The following is a 14,303-nucleotide window of genomic DNA, read 5'->3' as shown; positions in this document are numbered from 1 at the left end:
TCGGCCTGACTTATGGCTGGCATAACAACAAACAATTTGATTGATAGCTTAGCCAATTGCAACCTAGTCCCCGTAGTTTCAGCGCCAGATTTTTCGGCTGACCACCCGCCGCTTGTGAGGAACCACGGAATGAGCAACGCACCCATCCTGCTGACCCCCGGCCCCCTGACCACGTCGCTGCGCACCCGCCAAGCCATGCTGGTGGACTGGGGCTCCTGGGACAACGCCTTCAACCAACTCACCGCCAGCGTCTGCGAGCAACTGCTGGCGATCATCGACGGCAGCGTCAGCCACCACTGCGTGCCCCTGCAAGGCAGCGGCACCTTCGCCGTGGAAGCCGCCATCGGCACCCTGGTACCCCGCAATGGCAAGGTGCTGGTGCTGATCAACGGCGCCTACGGCCAACGCCTGGCGAAAATCTGCAAGGTGCTGGGCCGCACCTACAGCACCTTCGAAACCGCCGAAGACCAACCGACCACCGCCGCCGATGTCGACCGCCTGCTGGCCGCCGACCCAGCCATCACCCACGTGGCGTTGATCCACTGCGAAACCAGCACCGGTATCCTCAACCCGCTGGCCGAGATCGCCCAGGTGATCAAACGCCACGGCAAGCGCCTGATCATCGACGCCATGAGCTCGTTCGGCGCGCTGCCGATCGATGCCCGCGAGGTCCCCTTCGACGCACTGATCGCCGCCTCGGGCAAGTGCCTGGAAGGCGTGCCGGGCATGGGCTTCGTCTTCGCCGAAAAAACCGCCCTGGCCGCTGCCGAAGGCAACGCCCACTCGCTGGCCATGGACCTGCATGACCAGCACGCCTACATGGCCAAGACCGGCCAATGGCGCTTCACCCCGCCCACCCACGTGGTCGCGGCGCTGCATGAAGCGCTGCAGCAGTACAACGAAGAAGGTGGCCTGCCTGCGCGCCACCAGCGCTACGCCGACAACTGCAAAACCCTGCTCGACGGCATGGCCGCCCTCGGCCTGCGCAGCTTCCTGCCGGCCGAGATCCAGGCGCCGATCATCGTCACCTTCCATGCCCCAAACGATACCCGCTACCAGTTCAAAGACTTCTACGAGCGGGTCAAGGCCAAGGGCTTCATCCTCTACCCCGGCAAGCTGACCCAGGTCGAGACCTTCCGCGTCGGCTGCATCGGCGTGGTCGGGCCGGAGGGCATGCAGGCTGCGGTCAACGCCGTGGCCGAGGTGCTGCGGGAAATGGAAGTGCTGGACATCTGACCCTTTGCCCACCCCAATTCAGGAAATAGCGCACATGAACTACAGCAACCCTACCCAGCTGCAAGCCGCCATCCTCGACTGGGCCGGCACCGTGGTCGACTTCGGCTCGTTCGCCCCCACCCAGATCTTCGTCGAAGCCTTCGCAGAGTTCGACGTACAGGTGTCCATCGAAGAAGCCCGAGGCCCGATGGGCATGGGCAAGTGGGACCACATCCGCACCCTGTGCAACGTGCCGGAAATCGCCGAACGCTACCGCAAGGTGTTCGGCCGCACGCCCACCGACGATGACGTCACGGCCATCTACAACCGCTTCATGCCGCTGCAGATCGAGAAGATCGCCGTGCACTCGGCGCTTATCCCGGGCGCCCTGGACACCCTCACCGGCCTGCGCCAGGACGGCCTGAAGATTGGCTCGTGTTCGGGCTACCCGAAGGTGGTGATGGACAAGGTGGTGGAGCTGGCCGCCCAAAACGGCTATGTCGCCGACCATGTGGTGGCCACCGACGAAACCCCGAACGGCCGCCCCTGGCCGGCCCAGGCCCTGGCCAACGTGATTGCCCTGGGCATCGATGACGTGGCCGCCTGCGTGAAGGTCGATGACACCGTACCGGGCATCCTCGAAGGCCGCCGTGCAGGCATGTGGACGGTGGCACTGGTGTGCTCCGGCAACGCCCTGGGGCTGACCTGGGAAGGCTACCGGGCATTGAGTGCCGAGAAACTGGAGCGCGAGCGCACGCGCATTCACGCGCTGTTCGCCAGCTCCCGCCCGCACTACCTGATCGACACCATCAATGAGCTGCCCGAAGTGATTGCCGACATCAACCGGCGTCTGGCCAAGGGCGAGATGCCGCAGGCATCCTGACCCGACCCAAACGGGGCTGCCTTGCAGCCCATCGCCGGCAAGCCGGCTCCCACAAAAAATGCGCAGTGTTCAAGGCCAGCGCTATCCCTGTGGGGGGCTTGCCGGCGATGGGAGCGGCGTCCATTAAATTTGAAATATTGGGCCTCAATTCAGCCTGCACCAACAGCCCACTGTCACTAGCCTGATGAGCAAACCATCAGGAGTAGGCAACATGGACAGTCCTCGCTCTAACCAATTGAGACTCGGTCGGTTTTCAGAGCCCAACCGGTTATACCTATTAACCAGCACAACGCTACACAGAGCCCCGCTTCTGAATGAGCTTCAGTCTGCCCGCTTGCTGGTCGCTCAGTTGCGCCAGGCGCAGGACGAAGGCGCAGCTCAATCTCTGGCATGGGTGGTGATGCCTGACCATTTTCATTGGCTGGTTGAGCTGGGGCCGGTGAGCCTGAAAACCCTGATGCGCCGGGTGAAGTCTCGTAGCACGCTGGCGATCAACAGACTGCAAGGGCGCAGTGGGCGGCTCTGGCAGAAAGGCTTTCATGATCGAGCCTTGCGAAGGGAGGAGAATGTGCAGGCAGTGGCACGTTACATCGTCTTGAACCCTAAGCGGGCGGGTTTGGTAGAGCGAATTGGGGATTACTCACACTGGGATGCGATCTGGCTGTAACAGGCCTCATCGCCGGCAAGCCGGCTCCCACAGGATCTGTGCAGACGCCAAGGTTAGCGCCGCACCTGTGGGAGCCGGCTTGCCGGCGATGGGCTGCAAAGCAGCCCTACTGCGGCAACTGCACCTGCGGCTTGGTGGCGACAAAAATGGCCCAGCTCGACACGAACAACGCGGCGATCAAGGGCCCGATCACAAACCCATTGAGCCCGAACACCGCCAACCCACCCAAGGTGGACACCAGAATCAGGTAATCCGGCATGCGCGTGTCCTTGCCCACCAGAATCGGGCGCAGCACGTTGTCCACCAGGCCGATCACCAGCACCCCGAACGCCGTGAGGATCACCCCCGGCAGAATCGCCCCGCTCAACAGGAAATACGCCGCCACCGGCGCCCACACGATCCCCGCCCCCACCGCTGGCAGCAGCGACAGAAACGCCATCATCACCGCCCACACCAACGCACTGGGGATATCCAGCACCCAGAATATGAAGCCGCCAAGCGCGCCCTGGGTAATGGCAACCAACACGTTGCCCTTGACCGTTGCCCGCACCACACGGTTGAACTTCAGCTGCAAGCGGCGCTTCTGGTGTTCGGGCAGCGGCACCGCAAGGCGCACGCGACGCGCGACCTCGGCCCCTTCACGCAGGAAAAAGAACAGCAGGTAGACCATGATGCCGAAGCTCACCAGAAACTCGAATGTGCCCTGCCCAAAGCTGTAGGCCTGGCTGGCCAACGCCTGGCTGCCTTGGGTGGCCCACTTGGTGATCTTCTCGCGCAGCCCTTCCAGGTTGCCGATGCCCAAGCTGTCCAGGCCGTGCTGCACGAACCCCGGCAGCATGTTCATGCCATGCTCGACGTAGCCGGCAATGTCCAATTGCCCGCTCTCGATGCGCTGGTACAACGTCGCCCCCTCCTGCACCAACAAGGCACTGGTGATGATCACAGGCAATACAGCCACCACCAGGCAAATCAACAGCGTCGTGGCGGCGGCAAGGTTGCGCCGCCTGCCAAACCGTATCAGCAGGCTGCGCTGCAGCGGCGCGAACAGGATGCCGAGAATCACCGCCCAGAAGATCGCCCCGTAGTAAGGTAGCAAGATCCACACGAAGGCGATGGTCACCAGTGCCAGTAGCACGGCCAAGGCTCTGTTCTGCAAAGCGGTTTCGTTCATGAAGGATCCTCAAGTGTCCTGAACGTTAGTGCGCGGCGTAGGGGTAAAAGTGCCGTCGCGCCGTTGATTCAGGTCAATGCCGGCAAAACCGCCAAGCCATAGCATTCAGGCCTTTTGCCCCGGTGCGCACATGACCCTTCCCGCCAAGCCCGAACTGCTGGCCCCCGCTGGCACCCTCAAGACAATGCGCTACGCCTTCGCCTACGGCGCCGACGCCGTCTATGCCGGCCAGCCGCGTTACAGCCTGCGGGTGCGCAACAATGAATTCGATCACGCCAACCTAGCGCTGGGCATCCAGGAGGCTCATGCCCTGGGCAAGCGCTTCTACGTGGTGATCAACATCGCCCCGCATAATGCGAAGCTGAAAACCTTCCTCAAGGACCTCGCACCGGTGATTGCGATGGCGCCGGATGCGCTGATCATGTCCGACCCCGGCCTGATCATGCTGGTGCGCCAGCACTACCCGCAGATGCCGGTGCATTTGTCGGTGCAGGCCAACACCGTCAACTGGGCCAGCGTGCAGTTCTGGCAGCAGTTGGGGCTGAGCCGGGTGATCCTGTCGCGGGAGCTGTCGCTCGAAGAAATCGAAGACATCCGCCACCACGTGCCGGACATGGAACTGGAAGTGTTCGTCCACGGTGCCCTGTGCATGGCTTACTCCGGCCGCTGCCTGCTGTCGGGCTACCTCAACAAGCGCGACGCCAACCAAGGCACCTGCACCAATGCTTGCCGCTGGAAATACGACGCTACGCCGGCCAGCGAGGATGCCACCGGCGACATCGTGCGCGAAGTGCAACCGACCCTGGGCCTCGGTGCCCCTACCGATCAGGTCTTCCTGCTGCAGGAAAGCAACCGCCCGGACGAAGCGATGCCGGCGTTCGAGGACGAACACGGCACCTACATTATGAACGCCAAGGACCTGCGCGCCATCCAGCACGTCGAACGCCTGGCCAGCATGGGCGTGCACTCGCTGAAAATCGAAGGCCGCACCAAGTCGCACTTCTACTGCGCCCGCGCGGTGCAGTCCTACCGCCAGGCCATCGACGACGCCGTGGCAGGCCGACCTTTCGACCGCGCCCTGATGGGCAACCTCGAATCCCTGGCGCAGCGCGGCTACACCGAAGGCTTCCTGCGCCGGCATGTGCACGATGAGTACCAGAACTACCAGCGTGGCAACTCGGTGTCTGACCGCCAGCAGTTCGTCGGCGAACTGACCGGCGCGCGTGTGGACGGCCTGGCTGAGATCAAGGTCAAGAACCGCTTCGCCGTGGGCGACCACCTGGAGCTGATGACCCCGCGCGGCAACTACCATTTCGACCTGCACCGCCTGTGCGACCGCCAGCAGCAGGCCATCGAGGTAGCGCCGGGTGACGGCCATGTGGTGTACCTGCCGATTCCGGAGCAGGTCCCGCTGGCGTACGGCCTGCTGATGCGTGACCTGCGCCACGACGAGGCCGCCGCCTGACAACGCTGTAATGCGCAGCTCAGCTGGCTGACAGCCAGCAACGGCCAACATCAAGGCTCTCTCGCATGAGGCCACGCCATGTTGCGCAACCCCTCCCGCCGTACCTTCGTCAAAGGCCTGGGCGCCGCCACTACGCTGGCGGGCCTGGGGCTTTGGCGGCCACTGGCCCAGGCCGCCGACGGCCGCGACCTGGCCGGCCAGCACTTCGAGCTGTCGGTCGGCCAGACCGCAGTCAACATCACCGGCCGCCCGCGCACCGCCCTGACCGTCAACGACAGCCTACCCGGCCCGCTGCTGCGCTGGCGCGAAGGTGACACCGTCAGCCTGCGCGTGCGTAACCGCCTCGCCCAAAGCACCTCGATCCATTGGCATGGCATCCTCCTGCCGGCCAACATGGACGGTGTGCCAGGCCTGAGCTTTGCCGGTATCGAGCCCGGCGGCGACTACTTTTACCAGTTCACCCTGCGCCAAAGCGGCACCTACTGGTACCACAGCCATTCCGGGCTGCAGGAGCAGGCCGGGGTGTATGGGGCGATCGTGATCGAACCCCGCGAACCCGAGGCGCATCAGTACCAGCGTGACCATGTGCTGCTGTTCAGCGACTGGTCGGACCAGCCCCCTGAACAGCTGTTGGCGACCCTGAAAAAACAGTCCGACGCCTTCAACTACCACAAACGTACGCTCGGCGATTTCATCGATGACGTGGCCGACCATGGCTGGAGCACCACTGTCGCCGAGCGCATGAGCTGGGCCCGCATGCGCATGAGCCCCACGGACCTGGCCGATGTCAGCGCAGCCACCTACACCTACTTGCTCAATGGCCAACCACCGGATGGCAACTTCACCTGCCTGTTCCAGCCGGGCGAAACCGTGCGCCTGCGGCTGATCAACGCCTCGGCCATGACCTATTTCGACTTCCGCATCCCCGGCCTGACACTGACCGTGATCGCCGCCGACGGCCTGCCGGTGACACCCGTGAGCGTGGACGAACTGCGCATCGCCGTGGCCGAAACCTACGACGTGCTGGTGACCGTCGGCGACCTGCCCGCGTACACGCTGTATGCCCAGAGCATGGACCGCAGTGGCTACGCGCGCGGCACCCTGGCCCGCACCAACGGCCTGCAGGCGCCCGTGCCGCAACCCGACCCGCGCCCCATACTGAGCATGGCCGACATGGGCCACGGCGCCATGGCAGGCATGGACCACAGCAACATGGCCGGCATGGACCATTCCAGCATGGCCGCCCTGCAGCAACACCCACCCAGCGAGACCGGCAACCCACTGGTAGACATGCAGACCATGGCCCCACGGCCCAACCTCGCCGACCCAGGCATCGGCCTGCGCGGCAACGGCAGGCGCGTGCTGACCTACGCCGACCTGCGCAGCCCTTACCCCGACCCGGATGGCCGCGAACCCTCACGCGACATCGAGCTGCACCTGACCGGCCACATGGAGCGCTTTGCCTGGTCGTTCGACGGGGTCAAGTTCAGCGATGCCGCACCGTTACGCCTGGCCTATGGCGAGCGGGTGCGCATCACCTTGGTCAACGACACCATGATGACCCACCCCATCCACCTGCATGGCATGTGGAGCGACCTGGAAGACGAACAGGGGCGCTTTATGGTGCGCAAGCACACCGTCGACATCCCGCCTGGCAGCCGTCGCAGCTACCGAGTCACTGCCGACGCCCTGGGCCGCTGGGCCTACCACTGCCATTTGCTCTACCACATGGAGACCGGCATGTTCCGCGAGGTACGCGTCGATGAATGAGCTCAATAACCGTCGCATCGTCACCGGTGTGGCCCTGGTGGCGCTGCTCGCCAGTGAACGCGCCATGGCCGCCGGCCTGCAGCACATGGGCCACGGCGCCATGCCCATGGATCATAGCCAGATGTACCACGCAACGCCGCCTGCGCAACCACCGCGTACGCCGCTGCCGGTGATCAGTGACGCCGACCGTCGCGCGGCTTTCCCGCCGCTGCCAGGGCACCAGGTGCATGACCGGGCGCTGAACGGGGCGGTGATCGTCGACCAGCTTGAATACCAGCACTTCGACAGCAGCGGCGCGTTGAACTGGAACGCCAGCGCCTGGGTCGGCGGCGACATCGACCGCCTGTGGCTGCGCAGCGAGGGCGAACGCGAGCAGGGCAAGACCCACAAGGCCGAACTGCAGGCGCTCTGGGGCCACGCCATCAGCCCTTGGTGGGAACTGGTCGGCGGCCTGCGCCAAGACTTCAAGCCCGCCAGCGGGCAGGCCTGGGGAGCCTTCGGTATCCAGGGCACGCCGCTGTATGGCGTTGAGCTGGAGGCCACTGCCTACGTCGGCGAGCGGCAACAGACCGCGCTGCGCCTGGAAGCCGCTTACGCTATGCTGCTGACCAACCGCTGGGTACTCGAACCCACCCTGGAAGCCAACGTTTTTGGCCGCGACGATGCGCGCCGCGAGCAAGGCACGGGGCTGGCCGACAGCGAAATCGGCCTGCGCCTGCGCTATGAAATCAGCCGTGGTTTCGCGCCGTACGTCGGGGTCAGTTTCAATCGCTTGCACGGCAACCGCGCCGACCAGGCCCGCGAAGACGGCGAGGACACCGGCCAGACCCGCCTGGTGGCCGGTATCCGCCTGCGTTTCTAAAGGAGTGTTTCACCATGCTGCACAAACACCTGCTGACCCTCGGGCTGCTGGCTATCACTGGCCTGGCCCAGGCCGCCGAGGCCATCGATGTCTACCGCGACCCCAACTGCGGCTGCTGCAAGGCCTGGATCAGCCACCTGCGCGACAACGGCTTCACCGTCAACGACCACGTCGAACCGAACATGAGCGCAGTCAAGCAACGCCTGGGCGTGGCACCGCGCCTGGCGTCGTGCCATACCGGGGTGATCGACGGCAAGTTCGTCGAAGGCCATGTGCCGGCCGAACAGGTCCGCCTGCTGGCCAAACGCAACGACCTCAAGGGCCTGGCCGTCCCCGGCATGCCCATGGGCTCGCCGGGGATGGAAATGGGTGACCACAAAGACGCCTACCAGGTCATCGGTGTGACCCAGGATGGCCAGGACACCGTGGTCGCCAACTACTGATGCTCAGCGAGTGGGCGCTGTTCCTCAGCGCCTTCGGCGCCGCCACCCTGCTGCCGCTGCAATCGGAGGCCGTGCTGGTTGGTTTGCTGCTGCGCCAGCCCGAAGCTTGGCCGACCTTGTTGCTGGTGGCCACCTTGGGCAATGTACTCGGTTCGGTGGTCAACTGGGTATTGGGCCGGGCCATCGAGCACCTGCGTGACAAGCGCTGGTTCCCGTTCAGCGCCCGCCAGCTCGAACGCGCGCAACACCGCTACCAGCGCTGGGGGCAGTGGTCGCTGCTGCTCAGCTGGATGCCAGTGATCGGCGACCCGCTGACCCTGATCGCGGGGATCATGCGTGAGCCCTTCTGGCGCTTTATGCTGCTGGTGACCCTGGCCAAGGCCGGCCGTTACGCCGTGGTGGCGATGATCACCCTGGGCTGGTTTCACGCCTGGTAACACCTTTGCCGCTTCAGGCGGTCAACTGGCTGTTACAGTCGCTTATTCCTACATGGCCCTACACGGAGTGCCCCCATGCTGCGCGCAACCGCCCTGGCCCTTGCCTGCCTTGTCGGCGGCCCGGCCCTTGCTGCCGAGTCGCCCACCTACGGCAAACAACTCGAAGGGTTCAGCTACCCTCACCCGCTCAAGCATTTCGACTTCAGCTCCCAGGGCCAAGCCCTGCAGATGGGCTACATGGACGTACCCGCCCAAGGCCAGGCCAATGGCCACAGCGTGGTGCTGATGCATGGCAAGAACTTCTGCGCCGCTACCTGGGAAACCACCATCAATGCACTGAGCAAAGCCGGCTACCGGGTCATCGCCCCCGACCAGGTCGGCTTCTGCACCTCAAGCAAACCTGCGTATTACCAGTACAGCTTCCAGCAATTGGCGGACAACACCCACGCCTTGCTCGACCAGCTGGGCGTCAAGCAGGCCATTGTGCTTGGCCACTCCACCGGCGGCATGCTCGCGACCCGCTATGCGCTGATGTACCCGCAGCAAGTCGAACGCCTGGCGATGGTCAACCCGATTGGCCTGGAAGACTGGAAGGCCCTGGGCGTCCCCTACCGTACGGTGGACCAGTGGTATGCACGGGAGCTCAAGCTCGATGCCGCCGGGGTGCGTGAGTATGAGCGCAAGACCTATTACGCCGGGCGCTGGAAGCCGGAGTATGAGCGCTGGGTACAGATGCTGGTGGGCCTCAACCAAGGGCCGGGGCATGAAGCAGTGGCGTGGAACTCGGCGTTGATCTACGACATGATTTTCACCCAGCCGGTGTACCACGAGTTCAAGGACCTGAAGATGCCGACCCTGTTGCTGATCGGTGACCAGGACACCACGGCCATCGGCAGCGACATCGCGCCGCCAGAGGTCAAGGCACGCTTGGGCAAATACCAGGTGCTGGGACCACAGGTGGCCAAGCTGATCCCCCAGGGTGAACTGGTGACGTTCGAGGGTATGGGTCACGCGCCGCAGATCGAAGAGCCGATGCGGTTCAACCGGACGCTGATCGAGTGGTTGGGGCGCTGAGTGGGCTAGCCCCCAACCTACTGAGTGGGCGAAACTGCCTTGGGCAAAATCTAAACTTATGCGCTCCCACAGGGGCTTAGCCGAAGCGTTGCAATTGCATCTCGCGTAAGCGGCTCAAGGTGCGTTGATACGGGAACGCCAAGTACCCTTGGGTATAAAGCGCGTCAAGCGGCACCTGCGCCTCCAGGTACAACGCCACTCGGCGGTCGTAGCATTCGTCGACCAGGGCAATGAACCGGCGCACCGCATCGTCCTTGGGCGACAGCGCCGGCAGCTCCCGGTCCCCTGCCGCGACCCGCGCCGCACCATCCTCGGTACCGCGCGCAATCCGCCCGGCCCGTTGCTCGCCACCTAACGCTGGCACGCCTTCCAGCAGAATTGACGGGTAACGGTCGCACAGGGCCATGAACTCCATCGCCGCCAAGGGCTGCTCGCAGAGGTCGGTGAAGCGGCACCAGATGGCCTGCTCGCTGCGCCGGATGACGTTTATCTGCCTTGAGCCAATGGCCAGCGGCTGCTCGCTGCCGGGGTCAGCCGGGCTGAGTTGGTGGAACACTTCACCCAGCACGCCGCGCTCGCCGGCCTCAGTGACCCAGTAACGTTGCCGCACAGCGCCCGGATGCAGGCGATGGTCCTGCTCGCCGGCCACCGACAACACCCGCATGTGCCGTTCAATGGCGGCAATCGCGGGCAGGAAGCGGTCACGGTTGAAGCCATCGCGGTAGAGTTGGTCGGGCGGTTGGTTGGAGGTGGCAACAATCACCACGCCTTGGTCGAACAACACCTGGAACAGGCGGCCGAGGATAATCGCGTCACCGATGTCATTGACGAACAACTCGTCGAAGCACAGTACGCGAATCTCCCGGGCCAGTTCACGGGCCAGGGCCAGCAGCGGGTCGGCGGTGCCGTTGAGCTGGAACAACCGCTGGTGCACCCAGGCCATGAAATGGTGAAAGTGCTGGCGCCGGCTGGGGTGTTGCAGGCAACGGTGAAACTGGTCCATCAGCCAGGTCTTGCCCCGGCCGACAGGGCCCCAGAGGTAGACACCCTGGGTCAGGCGGCCCTGTTCGATCGCCTCGAAACAGGCCTGCAACGCATCGACTGCGTGGGCCTGGGCGGGGTCATGGACATAGCCGTGGTCGGTCAGGGCTTGTTGGTAGAGGGTCTGCGGTTGGGCGGTCATGCCGCATTATCGGTACTGGCCCCATCCTCAGCAAGCCAGCCCCGCTCCTGTGTAGGAGCAGCCTTGTGCTGCGAAGAGGCCAGTGCAGGCCACAACTATCTAAAGTGTCACCACCGGCCTCTTCGCAGCGCAAGGCTGCTCCTACACGAACCGTGCATGGCAGAAGCTAGCGCTTCAGCCCTCGCCCAACCCCACTTTCAACAGCGCCCCGTCCTTGTCATCGGTCAACACGTACAGATACCCATCCGGGCCTACCCGCACATCACGGATACGCGCCTTGAGGTCCCCCAGCAAACGCTCTTCGTGCACCACCTTGTCGCCCTCGAGCTGCAGACGGATCAATTGCTGAGTAGCCAGCGCCCCAATGAACAGGTTGTGGTCCCAGGCTTTGAACGTCGGGCTGTCGTAGAACGCCATACCGCTGATGCCAGGGGACTTTTCCCAGACATGGTGCGGGTCGACCATGCCATCGACGTGCTTGCCCTTGGCCTCCGGGATCGGCAGCAGCGAGTAATTGATGCCGTGAGTGGCAACCGGCCAGCCGTAGTTCTTGCCGGGCTGGGGAATGTTGATTTCGTCGCCGCCCCGCGGGCCGTGTTCGTGAGTCCAGAGCTTGCCAGTCCAAGGGTTGAGTGCTGCGCCCTGCTGATTGCGATGGCCGAACGACCAGATCTCGGAGCGCACGTTGTCTTTGCCGACGAAGGGGTTGTCTTTGGGCACTTCGCCGTCAGGCAAGATCCGCACGACCTTGCCTTGCAGCTTGTCGAGGTCTTGGGCAGTCGGCCGTTGGTTGTTCTCGCCCAGGGCAATGAACAGGTAACCGTCTCGGTCGAACACCAGCCGCGAACCGAAATGGTTGCCTACCGAGAGCTTGGGCTGCTGGCGGAAGATCACGGTGAAGTTTTCTAGCCGTGCGCGGTCTTCGGACAACTGACCGCGGCCGACCGCCGTCCCTGCCTTGCCATCATTGCCCGCTTCGGCATAGGACAGGTAAACGGTGCGGTCCTTGCCGAACTCCGGCGACAACACCACGTCCAGCAACCCGCCCTGCCCTTCGGCCCAGACCTGAGGCACGCCACTGATGGGCGGGCCGACCTTACCTTCTGCGTTGACTACCCGCAGGTTGCCGGGGCGCTCGGTCACCAGCATGTCCTTGCCGCCGGGCAAGAAAGCCAATGCCCAAGGGTTGCGCAGGCCATCGGCGACGGTGCTGACGGTCAATGGCCCTTCTTCGCTGGGGAACTGCTGCTCGGAAGCCGCGTGCGCCAACAGGGGCAGCAGCGCGGCAGCGGTCAAGGTGGTCAGCCAGGTAGCTCGGGTCATGCAGAATTCCTTTCGACGGGGCTTACGGCGCGCGTGGGTTATCGCGCGGCGGCCGGGTGGGTTCCAGATTGGGCGCTTGCTGTTGGCGGCGCAGGTTGTCGCCGTTGCCAATGCCGCGGTTGTCCAGCGAGGGCGTGCGCTGGTAGGGGTCGGTGGACGGGCCACGCACGGGCGGTGTGGCCGGCATGCTGCCCTGGCGGCTATTGGGGTTGGCGCGCTGGATCGGGCTGTTGTAGGGGTTGTTGTTGCTGGCCGCGAGTTGCAAGGGCGCAACCGGCGCTGCGCGCGCGGGCAGGCACAACGCCAGGCCGATGGCCAGGATTGGCAGTGCTAGGTTCATGCTTCACCTCCTGTACGAAATGCCGCGCCTTGTGCGTTGGATAGCCTAAGGCGCGAGGGGTTCGCGGCAAAAGTGTGAAAGCGGCTGGAGATAATTCCTTATGTTTCAGTATGGACCCCAAGGGGCTGCAGCGCAGCCCCGCCGGGCTCATTGGCCGCTGCGGAAGGCCATCCACAGGCGGTTACGCTGGCGCAAGTCGGACAGCGCCATGCTGCGGTCGGCGTACAACCGTTGACGCACCTGGGCTGGCGGGTAGATGTCCGGGTCGTTGCGCACGGCAGCGTCGACCAAGGGGGTGGCCGCTTGGTTGGCATTGGCGAAGAACAGCGTGTTGGTCAGCGCGGCGACCGAGTCCGGCTTGAGCATGAAGGCGATGAACGCGCGGGCTGCCTCGGGGTGTGGCGCGTCCTTGGGGATGACCAGGTTGTCCTGCCAGACCAAGGTGCCTTCCTGGGGGATGCGGTAGATCAGCTCGAACGGTTTGCCAGCACGGCGTGCCTGGTCGGCGGCCATCGCCGCATCACCGTTGTAGGTGAGCGCCAGGCACACGCTGCCATTGGCCAGGTCGCTGATCTGCCGGCCGTTGGCAACATAGCGCACAGAGGGCTGCAGCTGGTTCAGCAGTGCCTGCGCGGCGTCCAAGTCGGCCTTGTTCTGGCTGTAAGGGTCCTTGCCCAGGTAGTTCAAGGTCAGGCCGATCACTTCCTGCGGCGAGTCGGGCATGGCGATGCCGCAATCCTTCAGGCGGCTGGCGTACTCCGGTTTGAACAACAGGTCGAGGCTGTCCAGCGGCACATCGCCCAGGCGCTGGCGCACGGCCTCGACATTCACCCCCAGGCCCAGCGTGCCCCAGGTGTAAGGCACCGCGTAGCGGTTGCCGGGGTCGGCCTCGGCCAGTTTGGCCAGCAAGTCCTTGTCGAGGTTGGCATAGCCGGGCATGGCCTGGGCATCGAGCGGCTGCAGGGCCTTGGCCTTGAGCGCCCGGGCCAGCACGGTGGATGACGGCACCACCACGTCATAGCCGCTGCCACCGGTCAGCAGCTTGGTCTCCAGCACCTCGGTGGTGTCAAAGGTGTCGTAGCGTACCTTGTAGCCCGTTTCGCGCTCGAAGCGCTGGAGGGTTTGCGGGGCGACATAGTCGGCCCAGCTGTAGAGGTTGACGACCTTCTCCTGGGCTTGCAGCGGCAGGGCCAGGCACAGGGACAGCAGGCACAGCGATCGACGCATGACGGACACCTCGGCAAAGGGAGCTGTCCGTCACTGTAGTCCACACCACTCGCGACCTGCACGATTCGGGTAGGAGCAGCCTTGCGCTGCGAAGAGGCCAGTGACAACAGCATAGATTTTCGCTGTTTGCACCGGCCTCTTCGCAGCGCAAGGCTGCTCCTACCTGAAACCCGCCATAGCTGTCAGTAAGCCATGCTCCAGGTCAGGGTGTAGGTGCGCCCACGGCCCTGGTAGTCATACAGG

At 64.3% G+C, this 14,303-nt stretch carries 14 protein-coding genes; 9 read left to right on the top strand and 5 right to left on the bottom strand.

The window, feature by feature from the left end:
• Positions 1–129 precede the first annotated feature (129 nt).
• The 3 genes from QOS90_RS24375 (at position 130) to QOS90_RS24365 (ending at position 2,765) form a co-directional block, all read left to right on the top strand.
• Positions 130–1,236 carry a 2-aminoethylphosphonate--pyruvate transaminase gene (locus tag QOS90_RS24375; protein WP_085274176.1) on the top strand — a complete coding sequence of 369 codons (1,107 nt, stop codon included), beginning with the start codon at positions 130–132 and terminating at the stop codon, positions 1,234–1,236.
• Between the two features lie 34 nt (positions 1,237–1,270).
• Positions 1,271–2,098, top strand: coding sequence for a phosphonoacetaldehyde hydrolase (gene phnX, locus QOS90_RS24370; RefSeq protein ID WP_027596561.1), 828 nt, complete (start codon positions 1,271–1,273; stop codon positions 2,096–2,098).
• 211 nt (positions 2,099–2,309) lie between these two features.
• Positions 2,310–2,765 carry an REP-associated tyrosine transposase gene (locus tag QOS90_RS24365; protein WP_085274175.1) on the top strand — a complete coding sequence of 152 codons (456 nt, stop codon included), beginning with the start codon at positions 2,310–2,312 and terminating at the stop codon, positions 2,763–2,765.
• A gap of 106 nt (positions 2,766–2,871) precedes the next feature.
• On the opposite strand, the gene QOS90_RS24360 is transcribed toward QOS90_RS24365, so the two are convergent.
• A complete protein-coding gene (locus tag QOS90_RS24360) occupies positions 2,872–3,936 on the bottom strand; it encodes an AI-2E family transporter (protein WP_027596563.1) in 1,065 nt (354 codons plus the stop codon).
• Positions 3,937–4,066: 130 nt separating this feature from the next.
• On the opposite strand from QOS90_RS24360, the gene trhP reads away from it, so the two are divergent.
• From trhP to QOS90_RS24330, 6 genes are all read left to right on the top strand, one after another.
• The gene (gene trhP, locus QOS90_RS24355) at positions 4,067–5,401 is read left to right on the top strand and encodes a prephenate-dependent tRNA uridine(34) hydroxylase TrhP (protein ID WP_027596564.1); all 1,335 of its coding nucleotides are present in this window, start codon (positions 4,067–4,069) and stop codon (positions 5,399–5,401) included.
• Positions 5,402–5,479: 78 nt separating this feature from the next.
• Complete coding sequence (locus QOS90_RS24350) at positions 5,480–7,171, top strand: copper resistance system multicopper oxidase (RefSeq protein WP_085274174.1); 1,692 nt, start codon at positions 5,480–5,482, stop codon at positions 7,169–7,171.
• On the top strand, positions 7,164–8,033 hold the full coding sequence (locus tag QOS90_RS24345) for a copper resistance protein B (protein WP_085274173.1): 870 nt from the start codon (positions 7,164–7,166) through the stop codon (positions 8,031–8,033). Before QOS90_RS24350 ends, QOS90_RS24345 begins: the two co-directional genes overlap by 8 nt.
• Positions 8,034–8,047: 14 nt before the next feature.
• Positions 8,048–8,476: a DUF411 domain-containing protein gene (locus tag QOS90_RS24340; RefSeq protein WP_027596567.1), complete on the top strand. Its 429-nt coding sequence runs from the start codon at positions 8,048–8,050 to the stop codon at positions 8,474–8,476.
• A complete protein-coding gene (locus tag QOS90_RS24335; protein WP_085274172.1) occupies positions 8,476–8,913 on the top strand; it encodes a YqaA family protein in 438 nt (145 codons plus the stop codon). Before QOS90_RS24340 ends, QOS90_RS24335 begins: the two co-directional genes overlap by 1 nt.
• Before the next feature lie 75 nt (positions 8,914–8,988).
• Complete coding sequence (locus QOS90_RS24330; protein ID WP_085274171.1) at positions 8,989–9,987, top strand: alpha/beta fold hydrolase; 999 nt, start codon at positions 8,989–8,991, stop codon at positions 9,985–9,987.
• 76 nt (positions 9,988–10,063) lie between these two features.
• Here the strand turns inward: QOS90_RS24330 and zapE are convergent, their stop codons facing one another.
• The 4 genes from zapE to QOS90_RS24310 form a co-directional block, all read right to left on the bottom strand.
• Positions 10,064–11,170: a cell division protein ZapE gene (zapE, locus tag QOS90_RS24325; protein WP_027596570.1), complete on the bottom strand. Its 1,107-nt coding sequence runs from the start codon at positions 11,168–11,170 to the stop codon at positions 10,064–10,066.
• Between the two features lie 174 nt (positions 11,171–11,344).
• Positions 11,345–12,493: a PQQ-dependent sugar dehydrogenase gene (locus tag QOS90_RS24320; RefSeq protein ID WP_085274170.1), complete on the bottom strand. Its 1,149-nt coding sequence runs from the start codon at positions 12,491–12,493 to the stop codon at positions 11,345–11,347.
• A gap of 22 nt (positions 12,494–12,515) precedes the next feature.
• On the bottom strand, positions 12,516–12,833 hold the full coding sequence (locus QOS90_RS24315) for a hypothetical protein (RefSeq protein ID WP_027596572.1): 318 nt from the start codon (positions 12,831–12,833) through the stop codon (positions 12,516–12,518).
• A 147-nt stretch (positions 12,834–12,980) separates the two neighbouring features.
• Positions 12,981–14,060 carry an extracellular solute-binding protein gene (locus QOS90_RS24310; protein ID WP_085274169.1) on the bottom strand — a complete coding sequence of 360 codons (1,080 nt, stop codon included), beginning with the start codon at positions 14,058–14,060 and terminating at the stop codon, positions 12,981–12,983.
• Positions 14,061–14,303 lie beyond the last annotated feature (243 nt).

This window comes from Pseudomonas sp. LAIL14HWK12:I10 (assembly GCF_900184205.1).
GTDB lineage: Bacteria > Pseudomonadota > Gammaproteobacteria > Pseudomonadales > Pseudomonadaceae > Aquipseudomonas > Aquipseudomonas kermanshahensis.
This window is presented reverse-complemented; position numbering and strand designations above follow the sequence as displayed.

Coding starts and splice junctions, on each gene's coding strand:
- zapE (WP_027596570.1), bottom strand. CDS start 11,170: ATGACCGCCCAACCGCAGACCCTCTACCAACAAGCCCTGACCGACCAC.
- QOS90_RS24335 (WP_085274172.1), top strand. CDS start 8,476: ATGCTCAGCGAGTGGGCGCTGTTCCTCAGCGCCTTCGGCGCCGCCACC.
- QOS90_RS24340 (WP_027596567.1), top strand. CDS start 8,048: ATGCTGCACAAACACCTGCTGACCCTCGGGCTGCTGGCTATCACTGGC.
- QOS90_RS24310 (WP_085274169.1), bottom strand. CDS start 14,060: ATGCGTCGATCGCTGTGCCTGCTGTCCCTGTGCCTGGCCCTGCCGCTG.
- QOS90_RS24365 (WP_085274175.1), top strand. CDS start 2,310: ATGGACAGTCCTCGCTCTAACCAATTGAGACTCGGTCGGTTTTCAGAG.
- trhP (WP_027596564.1), top strand. CDS start 4,067: ATGACCCTTCCCGCCAAGCCCGAACTGCTGGCCCCCGCTGGCACCCTC.
- QOS90_RS24360 (WP_027596563.1), bottom strand. CDS start 3,936: ATGAACGAAACCGCTTTGCAGAACAGAGCCTTGGCCGTGCTACTGGCA.
- QOS90_RS24330 (WP_085274171.1), top strand. CDS start 8,989: ATGCTGCGCGCAACCGCCCTGGCCCTTGCCTGCCTTGTCGGCGGCCCG.
- QOS90_RS24375 (WP_085274176.1), top strand. CDS start 130: ATGAGCAACGCACCCATCCTGCTGACCCCCGGCCCCCTGACCACGTCG.
- QOS90_RS24320 (WP_085274170.1), bottom strand. CDS start 12,493: ATGACCCGAGCTACCTGGCTGACCACCTTGACCGCTGCCGCGCTGCTG.
- QOS90_RS24350 (WP_085274174.1), top strand. CDS start 5,480: ATGTTGCGCAACCCCTCCCGCCGTACCTTCGTCAAAGGCCTGGGCGCC.
- QOS90_RS24315 (WP_027596572.1), bottom strand. CDS start 12,833: ATGAACCTAGCACTGCCAATCCTGGCCATCGGCCTGGCGTTGTGCCTG.
- phnX (WP_027596561.1), top strand. CDS start 1,271: ATGAACTACAGCAACCCTACCCAGCTGCAAGCCGCCATCCTCGACTGG.
- QOS90_RS24345 (WP_085274173.1), top strand. CDS start 7,164: ATGAATGAGCTCAATAACCGTCGCATCGTCACCGGTGTGGCCCTGGTG.